Origin of the sequence: Roseovarius mucosus DSM 17069, assembly GCF_000768555.3 — a bacterium.
GTDB classification, from domain to species: domain Bacteria; phylum Pseudomonadota; class Alphaproteobacteria; order Rhodobacterales; family Rhodobacteraceae; genus Roseovarius; species Roseovarius mucosus.
The window spans coordinates 168,938-184,630 of sequence record NZ_KN293975.1 but is presented as its reverse complement, the minus strand read 5'-3'; the positions used below and the strand labels follow the sequence as shown (position 1 = coordinate 184,630).

Annotated in this window: 13 protein-coding genes; 8 read left to right on the top strand and 5 right to left on the bottom strand. The window is 62.6% G+C overall.

Going from position 1 to position 15,693, the window contains the following annotated elements:
* The first annotated feature begins 60 nt into the window (after positions 1-60).
* Positions 61-645, top strand: coding sequence for a TetR/AcrR family transcriptional regulator (locus ROSMUC_RS00900; RefSeq protein WP_037268524.1), 585 nt, complete (start codon positions 61-63; stop codon positions 643-645).
* 25 nt (positions 646-670) lie between these two features.
* Here the strand turns inward: ROSMUC_RS00900 and ROSMUC_RS00895 are convergent, their stop codons facing one another.
* Together ROSMUC_RS00895 and ROSMUC_RS00890 are read right to left on the bottom strand one after the other, a co-directional pair.
* Positions 671-2,554: an acyl-CoA synthetase gene (locus ROSMUC_RS00895; RefSeq protein ID WP_037268520.1), complete on the bottom strand. Its 1,884-nt coding sequence runs from the start codon at positions 2,552-2,554 to the stop codon at positions 671-673.
* Positions 2,555-2,687: 133 nt separating this feature from the next.
* Complete coding sequence (locus ROSMUC_RS00890) at positions 2,688-3,701, bottom strand: zinc ABC transporter substrate-binding protein (protein WP_052115206.1); 1,014 nt, start codon at positions 3,699-3,701, stop codon at positions 2,688-2,690.
* Positions 3,702-3,797: 96 nt separating this feature from the next.
* Here ROSMUC_RS00890 and ROSMUC_RS00885 point away from each other — a divergent pair, with 96 nt between their 5' ends.
* The 5 genes from ROSMUC_RS00885 to ROSMUC_RS00865 all read left to right on the top strand — a co-directional run bounded on the left by ROSMUC_RS00885 (position 3,798) and on the right by ROSMUC_RS00865 (position 9,009).
* The gene (locus tag ROSMUC_RS00885; protein WP_037269754.1) at positions 3,798-4,286 is read left to right on the top strand and encodes a Fur family transcriptional regulator; all 489 of its coding nucleotides are present in this window, start codon (positions 3,798-3,800) and stop codon (positions 4,284-4,286) included.
* A complete protein-coding gene (locus tag ROSMUC_RS00880) occupies positions 4,277-5,044 on the top strand; it encodes a metal ABC transporter ATP-binding protein (RefSeq protein ID WP_037268514.1) in 768 nt (255 codons plus the stop codon). The genes ROSMUC_RS00885 and ROSMUC_RS00880 overlap by 10 nt, the downstream gene beginning before the upstream one ends.
* A complete protein-coding gene (locus ROSMUC_RS00875; protein ID WP_206018410.1) occupies positions 5,041-5,853 on the top strand; it encodes a metal ABC transporter permease in 813 nt (270 codons plus the stop codon). The genes ROSMUC_RS00880 and ROSMUC_RS00875 overlap by 4 nt, the downstream gene beginning before the upstream one ends.
* Before the next feature lie 87 nt (positions 5,854-5,940).
* A complete protein-coding gene (locus ROSMUC_RS00870; protein WP_037268511.1) occupies positions 5,941-6,957 on the top strand; it encodes a Fe(3+) ABC transporter substrate-binding protein in 1,017 nt (338 codons plus the stop codon).
* 87 nt (positions 6,958-7,044) lie between these two features.
* Complete coding sequence (locus ROSMUC_RS00865; protein ID WP_037268508.1) at positions 7,045-9,009, top strand: sensor histidine kinase; 1,965 nt, start codon at positions 7,045-7,047, stop codon at positions 9,007-9,009.
* 4 nt (positions 9,010-9,013) lie between these two features.
* On the opposite strand, the gene ROSMUC_RS00860 is transcribed toward ROSMUC_RS00865, so the two are convergent.
* Positions 9,014-10,402, bottom strand: a complete 1,389-nt coding sequence (locus ROSMUC_RS00860) for a bifunctional enoyl-CoA hydratase/phosphate acetyltransferase (protein WP_037268506.1) — start codon at positions 10,400-10,402, stop codon at positions 9,014-9,016.
* A gap of 98 nt (positions 10,403-10,500) precedes the next feature.
* The gene (locus tag ROSMUC_RS00855; RefSeq protein ID WP_037268504.1) at positions 10,501-12,129 is read right to left on the bottom strand and encodes a long-chain-fatty-acid--CoA ligase; all 1,629 of its coding nucleotides are present in this window, start codon (positions 12,127-12,129) and stop codon (positions 10,501-10,503) included.
* 206 nt (positions 12,130-12,335) lie between these two features.
* On the opposite strand from ROSMUC_RS00855, the gene ROSMUC_RS00850 reads away from it, so the two are divergent.
* The gene (locus tag ROSMUC_RS00850; protein WP_037268502.1) at positions 12,336-13,178 is read left to right on the top strand and encodes an FkbM family methyltransferase; all 843 of its coding nucleotides are present in this window, start codon (positions 12,336-12,338) and stop codon (positions 13,176-13,178) included.
* A gap of 36 nt (positions 13,179-13,214) precedes the next feature.
* On the top strand, positions 13,215-13,988 hold the full coding sequence (locus tag ROSMUC_RS00845) for a 2OG-Fe(II) oxygenase (RefSeq protein ID WP_206018409.1): 774 nt from the start codon (positions 13,215-13,217) through the stop codon (positions 13,986-13,988).
* Between the two features lie 52 nt (positions 13,989-14,040).
* On the opposite strand, the gene gatB is transcribed toward ROSMUC_RS00845, so the two are convergent.
* Positions 14,041-15,555, bottom strand: a complete 1,515-nt coding sequence (gene gatB / locus ROSMUC_RS00840; protein WP_037268497.1) for an Asp-tRNA(Asn)/Glu-tRNA(Gln) amidotransferase subunit GatB — start codon at positions 15,553-15,555, stop codon at positions 14,041-14,043.
* Positions 15,556-15,693: the final 138 nt, after the last annotated feature.

The following is a 15,693-nucleotide window of genomic DNA, read 5'->3' as shown; positions in this document are numbered from 1 at the left end:
TCTCCATTGACTTTACACTATGTAAATTGACACCGTGTCAATAAACGGAGACTTTACACTGTGTCAAGAGAAAATTCGAGCACCCGCGAACGTATCCTCAACGCCGCGTGGAAACTCCTCGACTCAAACCCCGGCACCGCCGCGCGCATGTCCGACATAGCCAAGGCCGCCGGGGTCAGCCGACAGGCGCTCTACCTGCATTTCCCCAACAGGACAGAGCTTTTCATCGCCACAACCAGGCATCAGGACGAGGTCTTTGGTGTTCAGAACATGTTGTCAGCCAGCCGCGCCGCAACCTCGGGTGAGGATCGGCTGGCGGCCTTTGTCACGGCTTGGGGCAATTACATCCCCAAGATATTCGGCGTCGCCAAAACCCTCATGATCATGAGCGAAACCGATGCCGACGCAGCCGGAGCATGGCATGAAAGAATGGCCGACATGCGCGAAGGATGCGCGGCGGCGGTGGCCGCCCTCGCCCGCGATGGCGTGTTGATCAAGGAACAGAAAGACGCGACCGACCTGCTGTGGACCCTCTTGTCGATCACAACATGGGAGCAGCTGACGCGCCTCTGCGACTGGTCTCAGGACCGCTATATCAATGAAATCCTGCGCGTCGCCCGCCTCGCGCTGTGCGGGCGGGCGTGATCCTCTAGGGGCGGCCGGGCGGGATTTACTCCGCCCAGTCCCAGGGCCGCACGAATTGGCCCAGCACATGCCCCACGGCCTCGCCCTCGGCGCCGGCAGAGCCTGACACCTTCGCCACCAGCCCGCGTTTCTTGTCATCGACCACCGATGTCACCCGCGCGGCAATCCCGGCATCGGCCAGTGCGGCGTTGTAAATCCGCGTGATCGCCAGCTTGCGCAGGTCGGGCTTGAACACCTTGCCCACCGCCGTTTTCGGCAGTTCCGGCAAGACCTCGACATGCTTGGGCACTGCTGCCCGCTCATGCACATGCAGTTTGCAATGCTCGAGCAGTTCCTCGCCCGTCACCGTGGCCCCGGCCACCAATTCCACATAGGCGCAGGGGATTTCGCCCGCATGCGCATCCGGCTGGCCAATGGCCCCGGCCATCGCCACAGCCTTGTGCACCATCAGCGCCTCTTCAATCTCGGCAGGGTCGATATTATGCCCACCCCGTATGATCAGATCCTTGGCGCGCCCCGTGATCCACAGATAACCGTCCGTATCGATCCGGCCCAGATCCCCGGTGCGCAAGTACTCGCCGTGGTAGAAAAGATCCCGGTTCTTGTCGCCCTCGGTATAGGTATGGCCCGCAAAGACGCCCGGATTCGAGATGCAGATTTCCCCCACCTCATCCACCGTGCAATCCATCGGCCCATCCGGCGTGCCCTTGATGATCCGCACATCCGTATAGGGGAACGGCACACCGACCGAACCCACCTTCTTTTCCCCCTCGGGCGGATTGGCCGAAACAAGGCAAGTCGCCTCGGTCAGGCCATAGCCCTCGATCACCGCAATGCCCGTTGCCGATTCGAACCGGTTGAAAAGCTCCAGCGGCATCGGGGCCGAGCCGGAAAAGGCGTTCTTGACGGTCGACAGGTCGGCATCCACCTTGCGCTGCATCAGCGCGGAAACGGCGGTGGGCACCGTGATGATAAAGGAAATCTTCCAGCGCTCGCACAGCTTCCAGAAATTGTCGAACACGCCTTCGCCGCGATAACCCGCTGGCGTCGGAAAGACCACATGCGCGCCCGATTTGATCATGGCCATCAGGATCACGTGGCAGGCGAAAACGTGAAACAGCGGCAGCGGGCACATCACATTATCCTGCTCAGTGAACAGCAGCGTATGCCCGATCCAGCCGTTATAGATCATGCCGGAATATTTGTGCTGCGCGACCTTGGGCATGCCCGTGGTGCCGCCCGTGTGGAAATAGGCCGCCACCCGGTCGCCCTTGCTGTCGGTAAAGCTGAGGGCCTTGGGCTGACGTGCAATCGCCTTGTTGAAATCCATGCAATCGGCATGGTGCTGCACCGGATTCTTGGGCCGCACGAGGGGAACGATCCAGCTTTTGGGCGGTGTCAGATAGCGGTTGAGGTCGATCTCAATCACCGTATGCACGCTGGGGGCATGGCGCACCGCCTCGGCGGTCTTTTGCGCGATGTCGGTCTTGGGAAATGCCTTGAGCGTGACCACCACCTTGGCTCCGGTCTCGCGCAGGATGGCGCTGATCTGCTCTGGCTCGAGCAGCGGATTGATCGGGTTGACGATGCCAGCGATCATGCCGCCGATGGTTGCCACCGCCGTTTCCAGACAGTTGGGCAATACCAGCGCCACCACATCGCCCTCGCCCAGCTTGAGGCTGCGAAAGAGGTTGGCCGCCTGACAGCAGTGATCGTGAAACTGCTGCCATGTGAGGGTTTGGGCCTTGTCGGTGGCCCCGGAAAAGAGCTGATAGCTGATCGCTGGCCGGTTCGGAAAGCGCCCCGCGACTTGGCTCAACATCTGATAGATCGTCTGGGGGCGCTCCCGCGCCTCCCACGGCATTTCGTTCTGGATGTCGAGCGCATCCTGTCGCGTCATGAACGCCATCTGTTCATTTCCTCCCTGATTTGTCCCGCGTTCCCGGCGCGGGTTTCTCCCGTTCGCGGCAGAATGTGCGGGAAATCAGGTTCGCGCAAGTTTTACGCTGCGTTTTGACGCAATTGTCAGGCGCGGTGCCGCCTCAGCTTGCCCCACCAAGGCAGGCCACCATCGCCCCGGCCATATCGCGCAGCGTTTGCGGATAAAGGCTCGGCCCCATCGCCACTTGACTTCCCATTGGGTCAAGCACGCCGTGCGCCGCCACATCGCCAAACACGGTCTCGACCAGCTTGGGATCAAACTGCGGCTCGGAAAAGACACAGGCCACGCCACGCGCCTCGGCCATCTCGCGCAATGCGGCAATCCGGGCCGGTCCCGGTGCCACCGCATCGCTGAGCGCAATCGCCCCTGCCGCCGTCACGCCAAAGGCCGCCTCGAAATACTGATAGGCGTCGTGAAAGACCAAAAAGGGGCGATCCTGCACAGGGGCCAGTTGCGCGGCAATCTCTGCGCTCAGGGCCGCGATCTCCGTGGCAGCGGCTTCGGCATTGGCGGCATAGAGCGCGGCATTGGCCGGGTCATGTTCCGCCAGTTCCTCGGCAATCAAGCCCAACCACACGATCGCATTGGCCGGGTCCAGCCAGGCGTGCGGGTCGGCACCATCATGGGCGTGCGCGTCCTCATGACCGTGGTCATGGTCATGGGTATGCGCCTCCTCATGCCCAGCCTCTTTCTCGGCGTGCGCGTCGTGCCCGTGCTCTGTCTCACCATGGTCATCGCCATGATCATGCGCCGCAAACTCCACCCCCTCCCGGAACGGCAGGACGCGGCTATCCGCTGCCCCCAGCAACGCGACCACATGCGCCTCTCCCGCGAGCGAATCGATGGCCCCTTCCAGCCAGGGTGTCAGCCCCTCCCCCATCCAGAACACCAGATCGGCCGCCTCCAGCGCTGCCGCCTCGGAGGGGCGCATCGCATAGCCATGCGGCGAGGCACCGGGGCGCACAAGCACATCGGGCGCACCCGCCCCCTGCATCACCCGCGCCACCAACGAATGCACCGGCGCAATATCCGTGGCCACCCGTGGCGCCTCGGCCATGGCCCCCGATGCAAGCGTCAGTCCAAGGCCGAGAGGGGCAAGAAAACGGATCGGCATAGCAGTCTCCATATGTAATATCATAACACTCAACGCCGCTTGATAAATGTAACTCTATAACATATCAACCCCAAAATGAACGTAGCGGAGGACCAGATGGATACAATCGGATTCGAGGCGCATGATCACAAGGGCTGCATGCGCGCCGCCCTCGCCGCGGTCGAGGCGCATTGCACCCGTCACAAGCTGCAATTCACCCCCGTCCGCCGCCGCGTGCTGGAAATCCTGCTCAGCGAGCATCGCGCCATGGGCGCTTATGAAATCCTCGACACCCTGCGCGATGAGGGACTCGGATCGCAACCACCCGTCGCCTATCGCGCCCTCGATTTCCTTGTGTCCAACGGATTTGTGCACAAGATCGAGCGCCTCAATGCCTTTATCGCCTGCACCCATCCTGGACAGGATCACACGCCTGCGTTCCTCATCTGCCGCCAATGCGACGCGGTGGCCGAGGCCCATGCCGAACCTTCCAAGGGCATGCTGGGCCGCGCCGCCGCCGACACCGGATTCACCATCGAACAGGCAGTGGTCGAGGCGATGGGCCTCTGCCCGCAATGCCGCGAGAGCGTTCACCCATGCGCCTGATCGAAACCAAGGGGCTGAGCGTCCGCTTTGGCCGCACCACCGTTCTCTCCAATGTCAGCCTTGCGCTTGACCGGGGCGAGATTGTCACCATCGTTGGACCCAACGGTTCGGGCAAATCCACGCTTCTGCGTGCCCTCATCGGGGCGCAGAAACCGGCGCGCGGCGAGATCATCCGCCGCCCCGGTCTGCGCATCGGCTATGTGCCGCAGAAACTCCACATCGACCCGACGCTGCCGCTGACCGTCACCCGATTCCTCAGCCTGCCCCGGCGGCACCCGACAGAGGCCACGCGCGCGGCCCTCGAACAGGCGGGCTTGCCGGATTTGCGCGACCGGCAGATGGCCGACCTCTCTGGTGGACAGTTTCAGCGCGTGCTGCTCGCCCGTGCGCTTTTGGAAAAGCCGGATCTGCTCATTCTCGACGAGGCCACGCAGGGCCTCGATCAACCCGGTTCTGCCGCCTTTTACCGCCGCATCGAAGAGGTGCGGCGCGAATTGAACTGCGGGGTGCTGATGGTCAGCCATGAGCTTCATGTCGTGATGAGCGCGTCGGACCGGGTGATCTGTCTCAATGGGCATATCTGCTGCGAAGGCCACCCCGAGGTGGTCGCCCAGGCCGAGGAATACCGCGCGATCTTCGGCACCGGCACCCAAGGCGCGCTGGCGCTCTACCGGCATGAACACAACCACGCCCATGATGACGACCATGACCACGGTCATGCACATGATCACCCCCACAGCCACGAGGCCGCCGAATGATGCTGGATGATTTCATGGTGCGCGCCGCGCTTGCAGGTCTAGGCGTGGCGCTCGCCGCCGCCCCTTTGGGCAGCTTTGTCGTGTGGCGGCGCATGGCCTATTTCGGCGATGCCACGGCCCATGCGGCCATCCTGGGCGTCGCGATGGCGATGGCGTTTTCCATGTCGGTCTTTGTCGGTGCGCTGGCCATGTCGCTGATCATGGCGACCACGGTCTCGGGCCTCTCGGGGCGCGGCTTTGCCATGGATACGATGCTGGGCGTTCTGGCCCATTCCGCATTGGCCTTTGGCCTTGTGGCGGTGTCCTTTCTCTCAGGCGTGCGGATTGATCTCATGGCCTATCTCTTTGGCGATATTCTGGCGGTCAGCCGGGGCGACCTGCTGGTGATCTGGGGCGGTGCGGCGCTTGTGCTCAGCCTCTTGGCATGGCGTTGGCAGGCGCTCTTGACCACGACGCTCAGCCCCGATCTGGCATGGTCCGCAGGCATCGACCCGCGCCGCGAACAGCTTGTGCTCACCTTGGCGCTCGCGGTGGTGGTGGCGGTGGCGATCAAGGTGGTGGGCGTTTTGCTCATTGCCGCCATGCTGATCGTGCCCGCCGCCGCCGCGCGCCCCTTGGCCGCGACACCCGAACGCATGGCGGCCATCGCCACGCTGATCGCCGGGGCCTCTGCCTTGGGCGGTTTGCAGCTTTCCTTTCACGCGGACACGCCCACAGGCCCCACCATTGTCTGCGTCGCGGCGCTGATCTTTGCCGCGACCGCGCTGATTGGCAGCGGGCTGCGGCACCGCGGCCAGACATCCGACTAAAATGGTCAGAATAATCTATTGACTCTTTTTGTCGGAAATACGAGAGATACCCCACCAAATCACTCGGACATCTCGAAAGGATCCTCGATGCACCCGATCAAAGCCGCCCTGAGCCTGACCGCTCTGCTTGCCCTGACAGCTCCCGCGCTGGCGCAAGAGGTCAATCTCTACTCCAGCCGTCATTACGATTCGGATGATGCGCTCTACGAGGCCTTCACCAAGGAAACCGGCATCAAGGTGAACCGGATCGAAGGTAAAGAGGCCGAATTGATCGAACGCATGAAAGCCGAAGGCGCCAACAGCCCGGCGGATGTGTTCATGACCGTGGACGTCGGCAATGTCTCGCGCGCGGTGGATGAGGGCCTGTTGCAACCCTTTTCGTCGGAATTGATCGAGAGCAATGTCGCGGCCAACCTGCGCCACCCGGACAATCTCTGGACCGGTCTCTCGCAGCGCTCGCGCATCATTTTCTACGCCAAGGACCGGGTCGAGAACCCGCCCCAGACCTACGAAGATCTGGCTGACCCCAAATACAAGGGGCAAATCTGCATCCGCTCCTCGTCAAACGTCTATAACCAATCGCTGCTGGCCTCGATCATCGAAGTGCACGGCGAAGACGTGGCCAAGGATTGGGCAGCGGGCGTCGTCGCCAACATGGCCCGTGCCCCCGAGGGCGGAGATACCGACCAGTTGCGCGGCATCGTGTCGGGCGAGTGTGATATCGCCGTGTCCAACACCTATTACTTCGCCCGTGGTCTGGCCGGAGGCGTGGACGGTCTGAGCAGCGATATCGACAGCATCGGCTGGGTCTGGCCGAACCAGAACGACCGGGGCGCGCATATGAACCTCGTCGCTGCCGGGATCGCCGTGAACGCGCCCAATCCCGAAGAGGCGCTCGCCCTGCTCGAATTCCTTGCCAGCGAAACCGCGCAGGCGCAATTCGCAAATGGCAACAACGAATACCCGGTTCTGGCCGGGGTCGACATTGGCGAGAACGTGGCCAAGCTGGGTGAATTCAAGCCGGATAGCACCACACCCACCGCCTCCTTTGGCGAAAATGCCGCCAAGGCGCAGGCGATATTCAACGACGTCGGCTGGAACTGATCCAGCCCCCATCAGCGGCTCTGCGCGATTGCGCGGCCTGCGGGATTGACCTAAGGTCGGGCTCCTCAACAGGGGTCCGGCTTTTCCATGACATCCGTCCGGCTACGATTGCTGATCCTCGCACTCTTGCCACTGGCGGTGCTGATGCCGCTCTTGTTGCTGGTGGCGATCAATCGCTGGTCGGCCAATTATGACAACCTGCTCATCACCAATGTGGCAAGCGATCTGCGCATCGCTGATCAATATCTGCAGCGCCTGCTGACCAGCACCGGATCCGAGGTCACAAGCCTTGCGCGCTCGCTGCGGTTTGATGAGGTGGCACGCACAGCCCCCGCCGATCTGCCCAGCTTTCTGGACCAAAATCGCCGCGCGCTCGGACTTGATTTCCTGTATTTCATGCCGATCAACGAGGCCCGCAAGCGCGGCAATGACTGGCCGGTGATCGCCACCGCCACGCGCGGCCAACCCGCGACCGAGATCGACATCTTCACACCGCGCGACCTCTTGGCGCTGCCCGATACCGGCGTGGCCCTTGCGATGCGGGCGCGCGTGGCCCTGGTCGCCACCCGCGCCGCCCAGCCGACCACCCGCCAGACCGAGGATCGCGGCATGGTGGTGCATAGCGCCACGCTCGTCACCACACCGGGGGCAGAGGGTGTGCTGGTGGGCGGCCTCCTGCTCAACCGCAACCTCGACTTCATCGACACAATCAACGCGCTGGTTTACCGCGACACCGGCCGCGCCGGGGACCGGCAGGGCACCGCCACGCTCTTTCTCGAGGATGTGCGCATCTCGACCAATGTCCGCCTCTTCGCGGGTGAACGGGCGCTTGGCACGCGGGTCTCGGCGGCGGTGCGCTCGATCGTGCTCGAACAGGGGCAGACCTGGCTCGACAGCGCATTCGTGGTCAATGACTGGTATATCTCGGCCTACCGCCCGCTGACCGACAGCTTTGGCAAGCGGGTGGGCATGCTCTATGTCGGCTTTCTCCAGGCCCCGTTCGATGCCGCCAAGCGGCGGGCCTATCTCTTGGTCCTTGCGGCCTTTCTGGTGGTTCTGGCGGTCAGCGCGCCGCTCTTTCTGCGGCTTGCGCGCAATATCTTTGCGCCCCTCGAACGCATGACCCGCACCATGGAAGAGGTCGAGGCCGGCGACATGACCGCGCGCATCGGCCCGGTGGCCGCCCGCGACGAGATCGGCACCGTGGCGGCCCATCTCGACACGTTGCTTGATCAGGTGCAGGAGCGCGACCGCGCCTTGCGCGCCTGGAACGAGGACCTGAATGCCCGCGTCGAGACCCGCACCGCCGAGCTGCGCGAGGCCAATGCCAAGCTGGAAACCACGTATCAGCAACTGGTGATGTCGGAAAAACTCGCCTCCATCGGCGAGATCACAGCCGGTGTCGCGCATGAGATCAACAATCCTGCGGCGGTGATCCAAGGCAATCTCGACGTGATCCGCCAGACGCTCGGCGCGCAGAGCGAGCCGGTAAAAACCGAACTCGACTTGATTGATCGTCAGATCGGGCGCATCACCGCCATTGTGGGCAAATTGCTGCAATTCGCCCGCCCCGGCGACTTCGGCACGTTTGAAGAGGATGTCGATCTGGCCGCCGTCCTGCGCGATTGCCTGGTGCTGGTGGATCATGTGGTGACAAAGGCGGGCCATCAGGTGACGCTCGACACCCAAGCCGATACGCCCCCGGTGCGGATCAATCCGGGCGAATTGCAGCAGGTGATCATCAACCTCGTGACCAACGCGGCCCAAGCCATGCAGACCGAGGGGCATCTTACCCTGACCACCCGCCCCGCGCTGCGCGACGGACATCCCGGTGCCGTGCTCATTGTGGCCGATACCGGGCCGGGCATCCCCAAGGACGAGCTGTCGCTGGTGTTCGATCCCTTCTTCACCACCAAACAGGGCGAGGGCACGGGGCTTGGCCTCTCGGTCAGTCAAACCTTGATCCAGCAGGCGGGCGGGCGCATCACCGCGCGCAACCGGGCCGAGGGTGGCGCGGAATTCACCGTCTGGTTGCCCGCACAGACGCTCTAAGCGCTTATCCCTGCCCGCTCAGCCGCGCGTGGTGGAGTGCGGCCACGGCACAGGACGCCAGCCGCGCCATATCGTCATCCGCCCGCGAATTGAGAATGATCGGCACCCGCGCGCCCAGAACCACGCCCGCCGCTTCGGCATGGCTCAGATAGGTCAGTTGCTTGGCCAGCATGTTGCCCGCATCGAGGTTGGGCACCACCAGAATATCCGCCCGACCTGCCACGGGCGAGGATAGCCCCTTGGTCCGCGCTGCCGCCAGATCAACCGCGTTATCCATCGCGAGTGGCCCATCCACCAGGCCGCCAGTGATCTGCCCCCGCTCCGCCATCTTGGACAAGAGAGCGGCGTCGATCGACGAGGGCAAATCAGGGTTGACCGTCTCGACCGCCGACAGCACCCCCACCTTGGGTGTCTCGATCCCAAGGCTGAGCGCGAGGTCAATCGCGTTCTGCACAATATCCACCTTGGCGCGCAGGTCAGGTGTTATGTTGATCGCCGCATCCGTCACCAGCAAGAGATGCGCCAGCCCCGGCACATCCATCACGAAAACATGGCTCAGCCGCCGCCCCACGCGCAGACCCGCCGCCTTGTCCAGCACCGCGCGCAAGAGCTGGTCTGTGTGCAGATGCCCCTTCATCACCGCCCCCGCCCGCCCCGCCTGCACCAGCGCCACCGCGCGCCGCGCGGCAGCCTCGGGGTCTGACTCGGCGATGATCTCGATCCCCGTCAGATCCGCGCCCAGCGTCTGCGCCGCCGCAGCGATCCGATCCGGATCCCCGATCAGAATGGGCGCGATCAGCGTGTGTGCCCGCGCCCGCAGCGCGCCGCCGAGGGAATTGGGTTCTTCCGGGCAGACCACAGCCGTCACCAGCGCCGCCAATGGCTCGGCCCGCTTGAGCAGCTTTTCGAAATGCCGGTGCCGCTGCACGATCAGACCCGGCAGATCGTGGCTCGAATAGTTCAGCTTGCGGCGCGGGGCCTCGACCACCGCCACACCCGACACGACCAGCGCATCGTCGCGCAACCGCCGCACCTCGGTGGCCAAGGTTACGGTCATGTCGCGCGGGTTGCGATCCGTCACCGTGACGCGGCTCTCCACCTCGTCGCCCGCATGGGCATGGTTGTGAAACACAAGGCTCTGCGCGCGGTAGAGCGTGCCTGCCCCCGGCAAGAGCGTGCCCAGCACGGCCGAAATCAACGAGCCCAGAAACATCCCCGGAACAAAGGCTTCGGGTTGGCCATCGCCATCGCCATCCAGATCGAACAGATGCATCGGGTTGTGATTGCCCGACACATTGGCAAACACCAACAGATCATCCTGCGTGCAGAGCCGTCGGAGGCTCTGGCTGTCGCCCACCTGCAATTCGTCAAAGATGCGGTTCTCGATCTTCATCCGGCAACTCTCCTGTCACGCCCGCGCTGCCCATGCAGGCAGGCCGCCGCGTGAGCTAAGCGGCGGGTCGTGTCAAAGGCATGACACGACCCGATCCATCACAAAGCGCGGGCACTCTGGCGCAGTTCGAATTTCTGGATCTTGCCCGTGGACGTCTTGGGCAATTCCTGAAACACCACCGCCTTGGGCGTCTTGAACCCTGCCAGCCGCTCGCGGGCAAAGGCGATCAACTCGGCCTCGCTCGCCGTGGCTCCGTCCTTCAACTCGACGAAAGCGCAAGGCACCTCGCCCCATTTCTCATCCGGCTTGGCCACAACGGCACAGAGCAGAACGGCGGGATGCCGCATCAGCACCCCCTCAACCTCGACCGAGGAAATGTTCTCGCCCCCCGAGATGATGATGTCCTTGGCGCGGTCCGCAATCTTGAGATAGCCGTCGGGATGCTGGAACGCGATATCGCCCGAATGGAAATACCCGCCGCGAAACGCCTCCTCGGTAGCCTCGGGGTTCTTGAGATAGCCTTTCATCACTGAATTGCCCCGGATCATGATCTCGCCCAGAGTTTCGCCGTCCATGGGGATTTGCGCCATGGTATCGGGGTCCATCGCGGTGATGTCCTCCATCATCGGCATCAGAACGCCGGTGCGCGCCTTGATCGTATAGCGCTCATCCTCAGGCAGGGTATTCCAGTCGTCTTGCCACAGACATTCGGTGACATGGCCATAGGTCTCGGTCAGGCCATAGACCTGCATCACGGTAAAGCCCAACGGCTCGATCGCCGCCAGCGTTGCGGCGGGCGGCGGGGCCCCGGCGGTGAAGACATCCACCACATGGTCGAACTTGCGCCGCTCGCTCTCCTTGGCATTGACGATCATGTTGAGCACGATGGGCGCACCGCCGAAATGTGTCACCCCCTCGTCTGCAATCGCATCGTAAATCGCGCGCGCCGTCACGTCGCGGCAGCAGACAACCCGCCCGCCAAGCATCGGCATCAGCCAGACATGGTTCCAGTTGTTGCAATGAAAGAGCGGCACGATGGTCAGATAGGTCGGATAGCGCGGCAATTGCCAGCTCACGACCGTGCCCATGGTCATCAGATACGCGCCGCGATGGTGATAGACCACCCCCTTGGGCCGCCCCGTGGTGCCCGAGGTGTAGTTGAGCGCCAAACTCTCCCATTCATCCTCGGGCATGATCCACGGGAAATCGGGATCGCCAGAGGCCAGCAGTTCCTCGTATTCCATATAATGCCCGTGGGCATGGACCCCCGCCGCATCATCGGCCACCTCGACCACGCCCGGCGGCGGCCCCTCCATCAATTCAATCGCCTGCGCCAGCGTGGGCAGGAATTGCGGATCACAGAGCACGACACGCGCCCCGCCATGGTCCAGGATATAGGCGATGGTATCGGCCTCGAGCCGCGTGTTGATCGCGTTGAGCACCGCACCACAGGCGGGCACGCCAAAATGCGCCTCGCAATGGGCGGGGATATTGGGCAGCAGGGTGGCCACCACATCGCCGGGCTCGATCCCCAGCTTGACCAAGGCCGAAGCCAGCCGCGATACCCGCGCGTGATACTCCGCGTAAGTGCGCCGCGTGCCCCGATAAACCAGCGCCTCACGGCTTGGAAAAAGATGCGCCGCGCGCCGCAGATGCGACAGCGGCGTCAGCGCCACGAAATTTGCGGCGCATTTCTCCAACCCGGTCTCATCCTTCATCCACCCCATCGCGCGGCTCCTCCTGTCCTCTGGTCTGTCCAAGGAATAAAGTATTGCGACACCGATGCAATTCCCAAACATGCACGGAAAAGCCTGCCAGAGCGCGCTTTCACGCTGAAAAACTGCCTTTACCGCTGCACATCGCAGCACTATGAGAACGAAACGACGTGTGCAGTATTTCAGCACGGAGCGGCGTGGTTTTGAAAGGTATTTGAATGATCGTTTCCGGCACGCGCCGCCCGAATATACTGACCAGCCGTTTCTTTCGTTTGCGCTTTGCCCTCGCGCAGGCCCTCGGCATGACCATAGAGGTGCGCAGCGACGTCGGCCGCTACCGCTTTCGATGCCGCAGCTATACCGAATACAAACGCGCCGTCACCCTTCTGCAAAAGGAAGAGGGCACGATCCGCTGGCTGCGCGATACCCTGCGCCCCGGCGATACCTTTTGCGACATCGGGGCCAATATCGGCCTCTACTCGGTCTTTTCCGGCCCTCTTGTAGGCGAGACCGGCCAGATCCTGTCGTTTGAACCGCATGCCGCCAATGCGCTCAGCCTGATGCAGAACATCGCGTTGAATGGCCTTGCGCGCCGCACCAAAGTGATTTCGGCCGCGCTTGGCGACCGCAACGGATTTTTCGACTTCAACATCATCGAGGCCACGGCAGGCTCAGCCATGAGCCAGCTTGGCCGCACCCTTGATGGGCACGAACGCCCCTTCGTGCCGGTCCTGCGCGAATGCAAGGCCGCCTTTACCCTCGATCACCTTGTCTCAGAGGGGGTCGTGCCTCCGCCCGATGTGGTCAAGATCGATGTCGACGGCAACGAACTTCTGGTGCTTGACGGCATGCGCATTCTGTTGACCTCGGCCAAGCGCCCCCGCTCGATCCAGGTCGAGGTCAGCCATCACTACGAGGCGGAACTCGATGCCTTCATGGACACGCATGGCTACCGGGCGCATGAGCGGCATCGCACCGATATCGGCCTGCGCAAACTTGCACGCGGCGCCGATCCGGTGTTGATTGCGCATAACGCGATCTATAAACCGAGCGCAGCCTGACCCCCTTGCCGCCCGAACAAGGATAGACACCCGATGATGTTCAATCTCGACGGCGCTGACGTCCGCCACGATCCCTTTCCCATCGCCTTTGCCAAGCCGGTGTTTGACGCCGATCTCTATCAAGAGATGCTGGACAACTGGCCCGACACCGAGCGGTTTCAGTTCATGCCCAAGCTGGGCAACAAATATTCGCTCTCCGAGGTGAACAACGCCAAGCAATACCACGACTTCATCAAGTCGACCCCGGTCTGGAAACGCTTTCACGACGAGGTGAAGAGCGAACGCTTCGTGCGCGGCATCGTCGACTTTCTGGCCAGCCACAACATCGACCTCGACCTTGGCCGCAAGATGGTGCTCACCAACACGCCCGGCGCGCGCCTTGGCCTTCGCCTGACCGAGGCGCTCTGCGGCGCGGCCCTGGTCGAGCGGCGCAAGATCCCGCTGCGCTCGCGCTTTGAATTCTCGATGATGCCGGGCGATGGCGGCTCGATCCTGCCGCACACAGACGCGCCCGCCAAACTGATCACCGTGGTCGTCTCGATGGTCGCGCCGGGCGAATGGAAGCCGGAATATGGCGGCGGCACTTCGGTCGTCTGGCCCAAGGACAAGACGCGCAGCTTCAACTTCCGCAACACTTTCTTGCCGTTCGAAGAGGTGGACACGCTCGATTGCTACGAGTTCAACTCGAACCAGTGCATGATCTTCGTCAAGACCTTCAATTCCTGGCATGCCGTTGAGCCGATCAAGGCCCCCCGCCCCGACATGTTCCGGCGGTCGCTGACGATCAATATCGAGGTCCCGAAAAATTAAAGAACTAACCCCCCGCTCGGCCTCTACACCGCGCCGGGGGCCCCCGGCGCACTTACAACCCCAACCTCGCCATCACGATGTCATTGACCGCCTTGGGATTAGCCTTGCCGCCCGTGGCTTTCATCACCTGCCCCACGAACCATCCCGCCAGCTTGGGATTTTCTCTCGCCTTTTCCACCTGCGCGGGGTTGGCGGCGATGATCTCGGCCACGGCCTGCTCAATCGCGCCGGTGTCCGTCACCTGTTTCATGCCGCGCGCCTCGACGATGGCCTCGGGGTCGCCCCCTTCCGTATAGACGATTTCAAAGAGGTCCTTGGCGATCTTGCCGGAAATGGCGTCCGACTTGATCAGCCGCACGATGCCTGCCAGTTGCGCCGGGCTGACCGGGCTATCCTCGATCGAGTGATCCTCTTTCTTGAGCCGTCCAAAGAGCTCGTTGATCACCCAATTCGCTGCCAGCTTGCCATCGCCCGCGCCCTCTGCCACCGCCTCGAAATAGGCGGCATTGGCCAGATCGGCGGTCAGCACGTTGGCATCATATTCCGATAGCCCGAATTCCAGCACGAACCGCGCCTTCTTGGCGTCGGGCAGTTCCGGCAGATTAGCCGCGATCTCATCGACCCAGGCCTGCTCTATCTCCAGCGGCAAGAGATCAGGATCGGGGAAATAGCGGTAATCATGCGCCTCTTCCTTGGAGCGCATGGACCGGGTCTCGTTCTTGTCCGGATCATAGAGCCGGGTTTCCTGCACCACCGTGCCCCCCGCCTCGACAATCGCGATCTGGCGGCGCGCCTCATACTCGATGGCCGCTTGGATAAAGCGCATGGAATTCATGTTCTTGATCTCGCACCGCGTGCCGAGATGGCTGAAATCCTGCGTCTCCATGTATTTCTCATACTGGCCGGGACGGCAGATCGACACGTTCACATCCGCCCGCAGGTTGCCGTTCTGCATATTGCCGTCGCAGGTGCCCAAGTAACGCAGGATTTGGCGCAGCTTGGTGACATAGGCGGCGGCCTCCTCGGGGCCGCGAATGTCCGGGCGGCTCACGATCTCCATCAGGCAGACGCCAGTGCGGTTGAGATCCACAAAGGACATCGCCGGGTCCATGTCGTGAATGGATTTGCCCGCGTCCTGCTCCATGTGGATGCGCTCGATCCTGACCAGCCGCGCCACGCCGGGGGCCATATCAACCAAAATTTCACCCTCACCCACCAGCGGATGATAAAGCTGGCTGATCTGATAGCCCTGCGGCAGGTCAGGATAGAAATAGTTCTTGCGATCAAAGGCCGACCAAAGGTTGATCTTGGCCTTGAGACCCAGCCCCGTGCGCACCGCCTGCTCGACGCAGAACTCGTTGATCACCGGCAACATGCCCGGCATCGCCGCATCGACAAAGGCGACGTTGGAATTGGGTTCTGCCCCGAATTGCGTCGAGGCCCCGGAAAACAGCTTGGAGCGCGAGGCGACCTGCGCATGCACCTCCATCCCGATCACCAACTCCCAATCATGCTTGGCCCCCGCAATCACGCGTGGCTTCGGCGCTTCATAGGTGAGATCGAGCATGGCACTGCCTCCGGCTGACATATCAGGGGCGTTCTAGGACAGGGGCGCACAGGGGGCAAGAGAAAGCGCGGCATAGACCTCTGCTTAAAATCATGGGACAAATTAGGTAGCGACCAGAACTTCCAATACAAGGACCTG

Bases quoted from the DNA above. Each gene is read 5' to 3' on its own strand.
- ROSMUC_RS00895 (WP_037268520.1), bottom strand. From the start codon at position 2,554: ATGGCGTTCATGACGCGACAGGATGCGCTCGACATCCAGAACGAAATG.
- ROSMUC_RS00890 (WP_052115206.1), bottom strand. From the start codon at position 3,701: ATGCCGATCCGTTTTCTTGCCCCTCTCGGCCTTGGACTGACGCTTGCA.
- ROSMUC_RS00885 (WP_037269754.1), top strand. From the start codon at position 3,798: ATGGATACAATCGGATTCGAGGCGCATGATCACAAGGGCTGCATGCGC.
- ROSMUC_RS00880 (WP_037268514.1), top strand. From the start codon at position 4,277: ATGCGCCTGATCGAAACCAAGGGGCTGAGCGTCCGCTTTGGCCGCACC.
- ROSMUC_RS00875 (WP_206018410.1), top strand. From the start codon at position 5,041: ATGATGCTGGATGATTTCATGGTGCGCGCCGCGCTTGCAGGTCTAGGC.
- ROSMUC_RS00870 (WP_037268511.1), top strand. From the start codon at position 5,941: ATGCACCCGATCAAAGCCGCCCTGAGCCTGACCGCTCTGCTTGCCCTG.
- ROSMUC_RS00865 (WP_037268508.1), top strand. From the start codon at position 7,045: ATGACATCCGTCCGGCTACGATTGCTGATCCTCGCACTCTTGCCACTG.
- ROSMUC_RS00860 (WP_037268506.1), bottom strand. From the start codon at position 10,402: ATGAAGATCGAGAACCGCATCTTTGACGAATTGCAGGTGGGCGACAGC.
- ROSMUC_RS00855 (WP_037268504.1), bottom strand. From the start codon at position 12,129: ATGGGGTGGATGAAGGATGAGACCGGGTTGGAGAAATGCGCCGCAAAT.
- ROSMUC_RS00850 (WP_037268502.1), top strand. From the start codon at position 12,336: ATGATCGTTTCCGGCACGCGCCGCCCGAATATACTGACCAGCCGTTTC.
- ROSMUC_RS00845 (WP_206018409.1), top strand. From the start codon at position 13,215: ATGTTCAATCTCGACGGCGCTGACGTCCGCCACGATCCCTTTCCCATC.
- gatB (WP_037268497.1), bottom strand. From the start codon at position 15,555: ATGCTCGATCTCACCTATGAAGCGCCGAAGCCACGCGTGATTGCGGGG.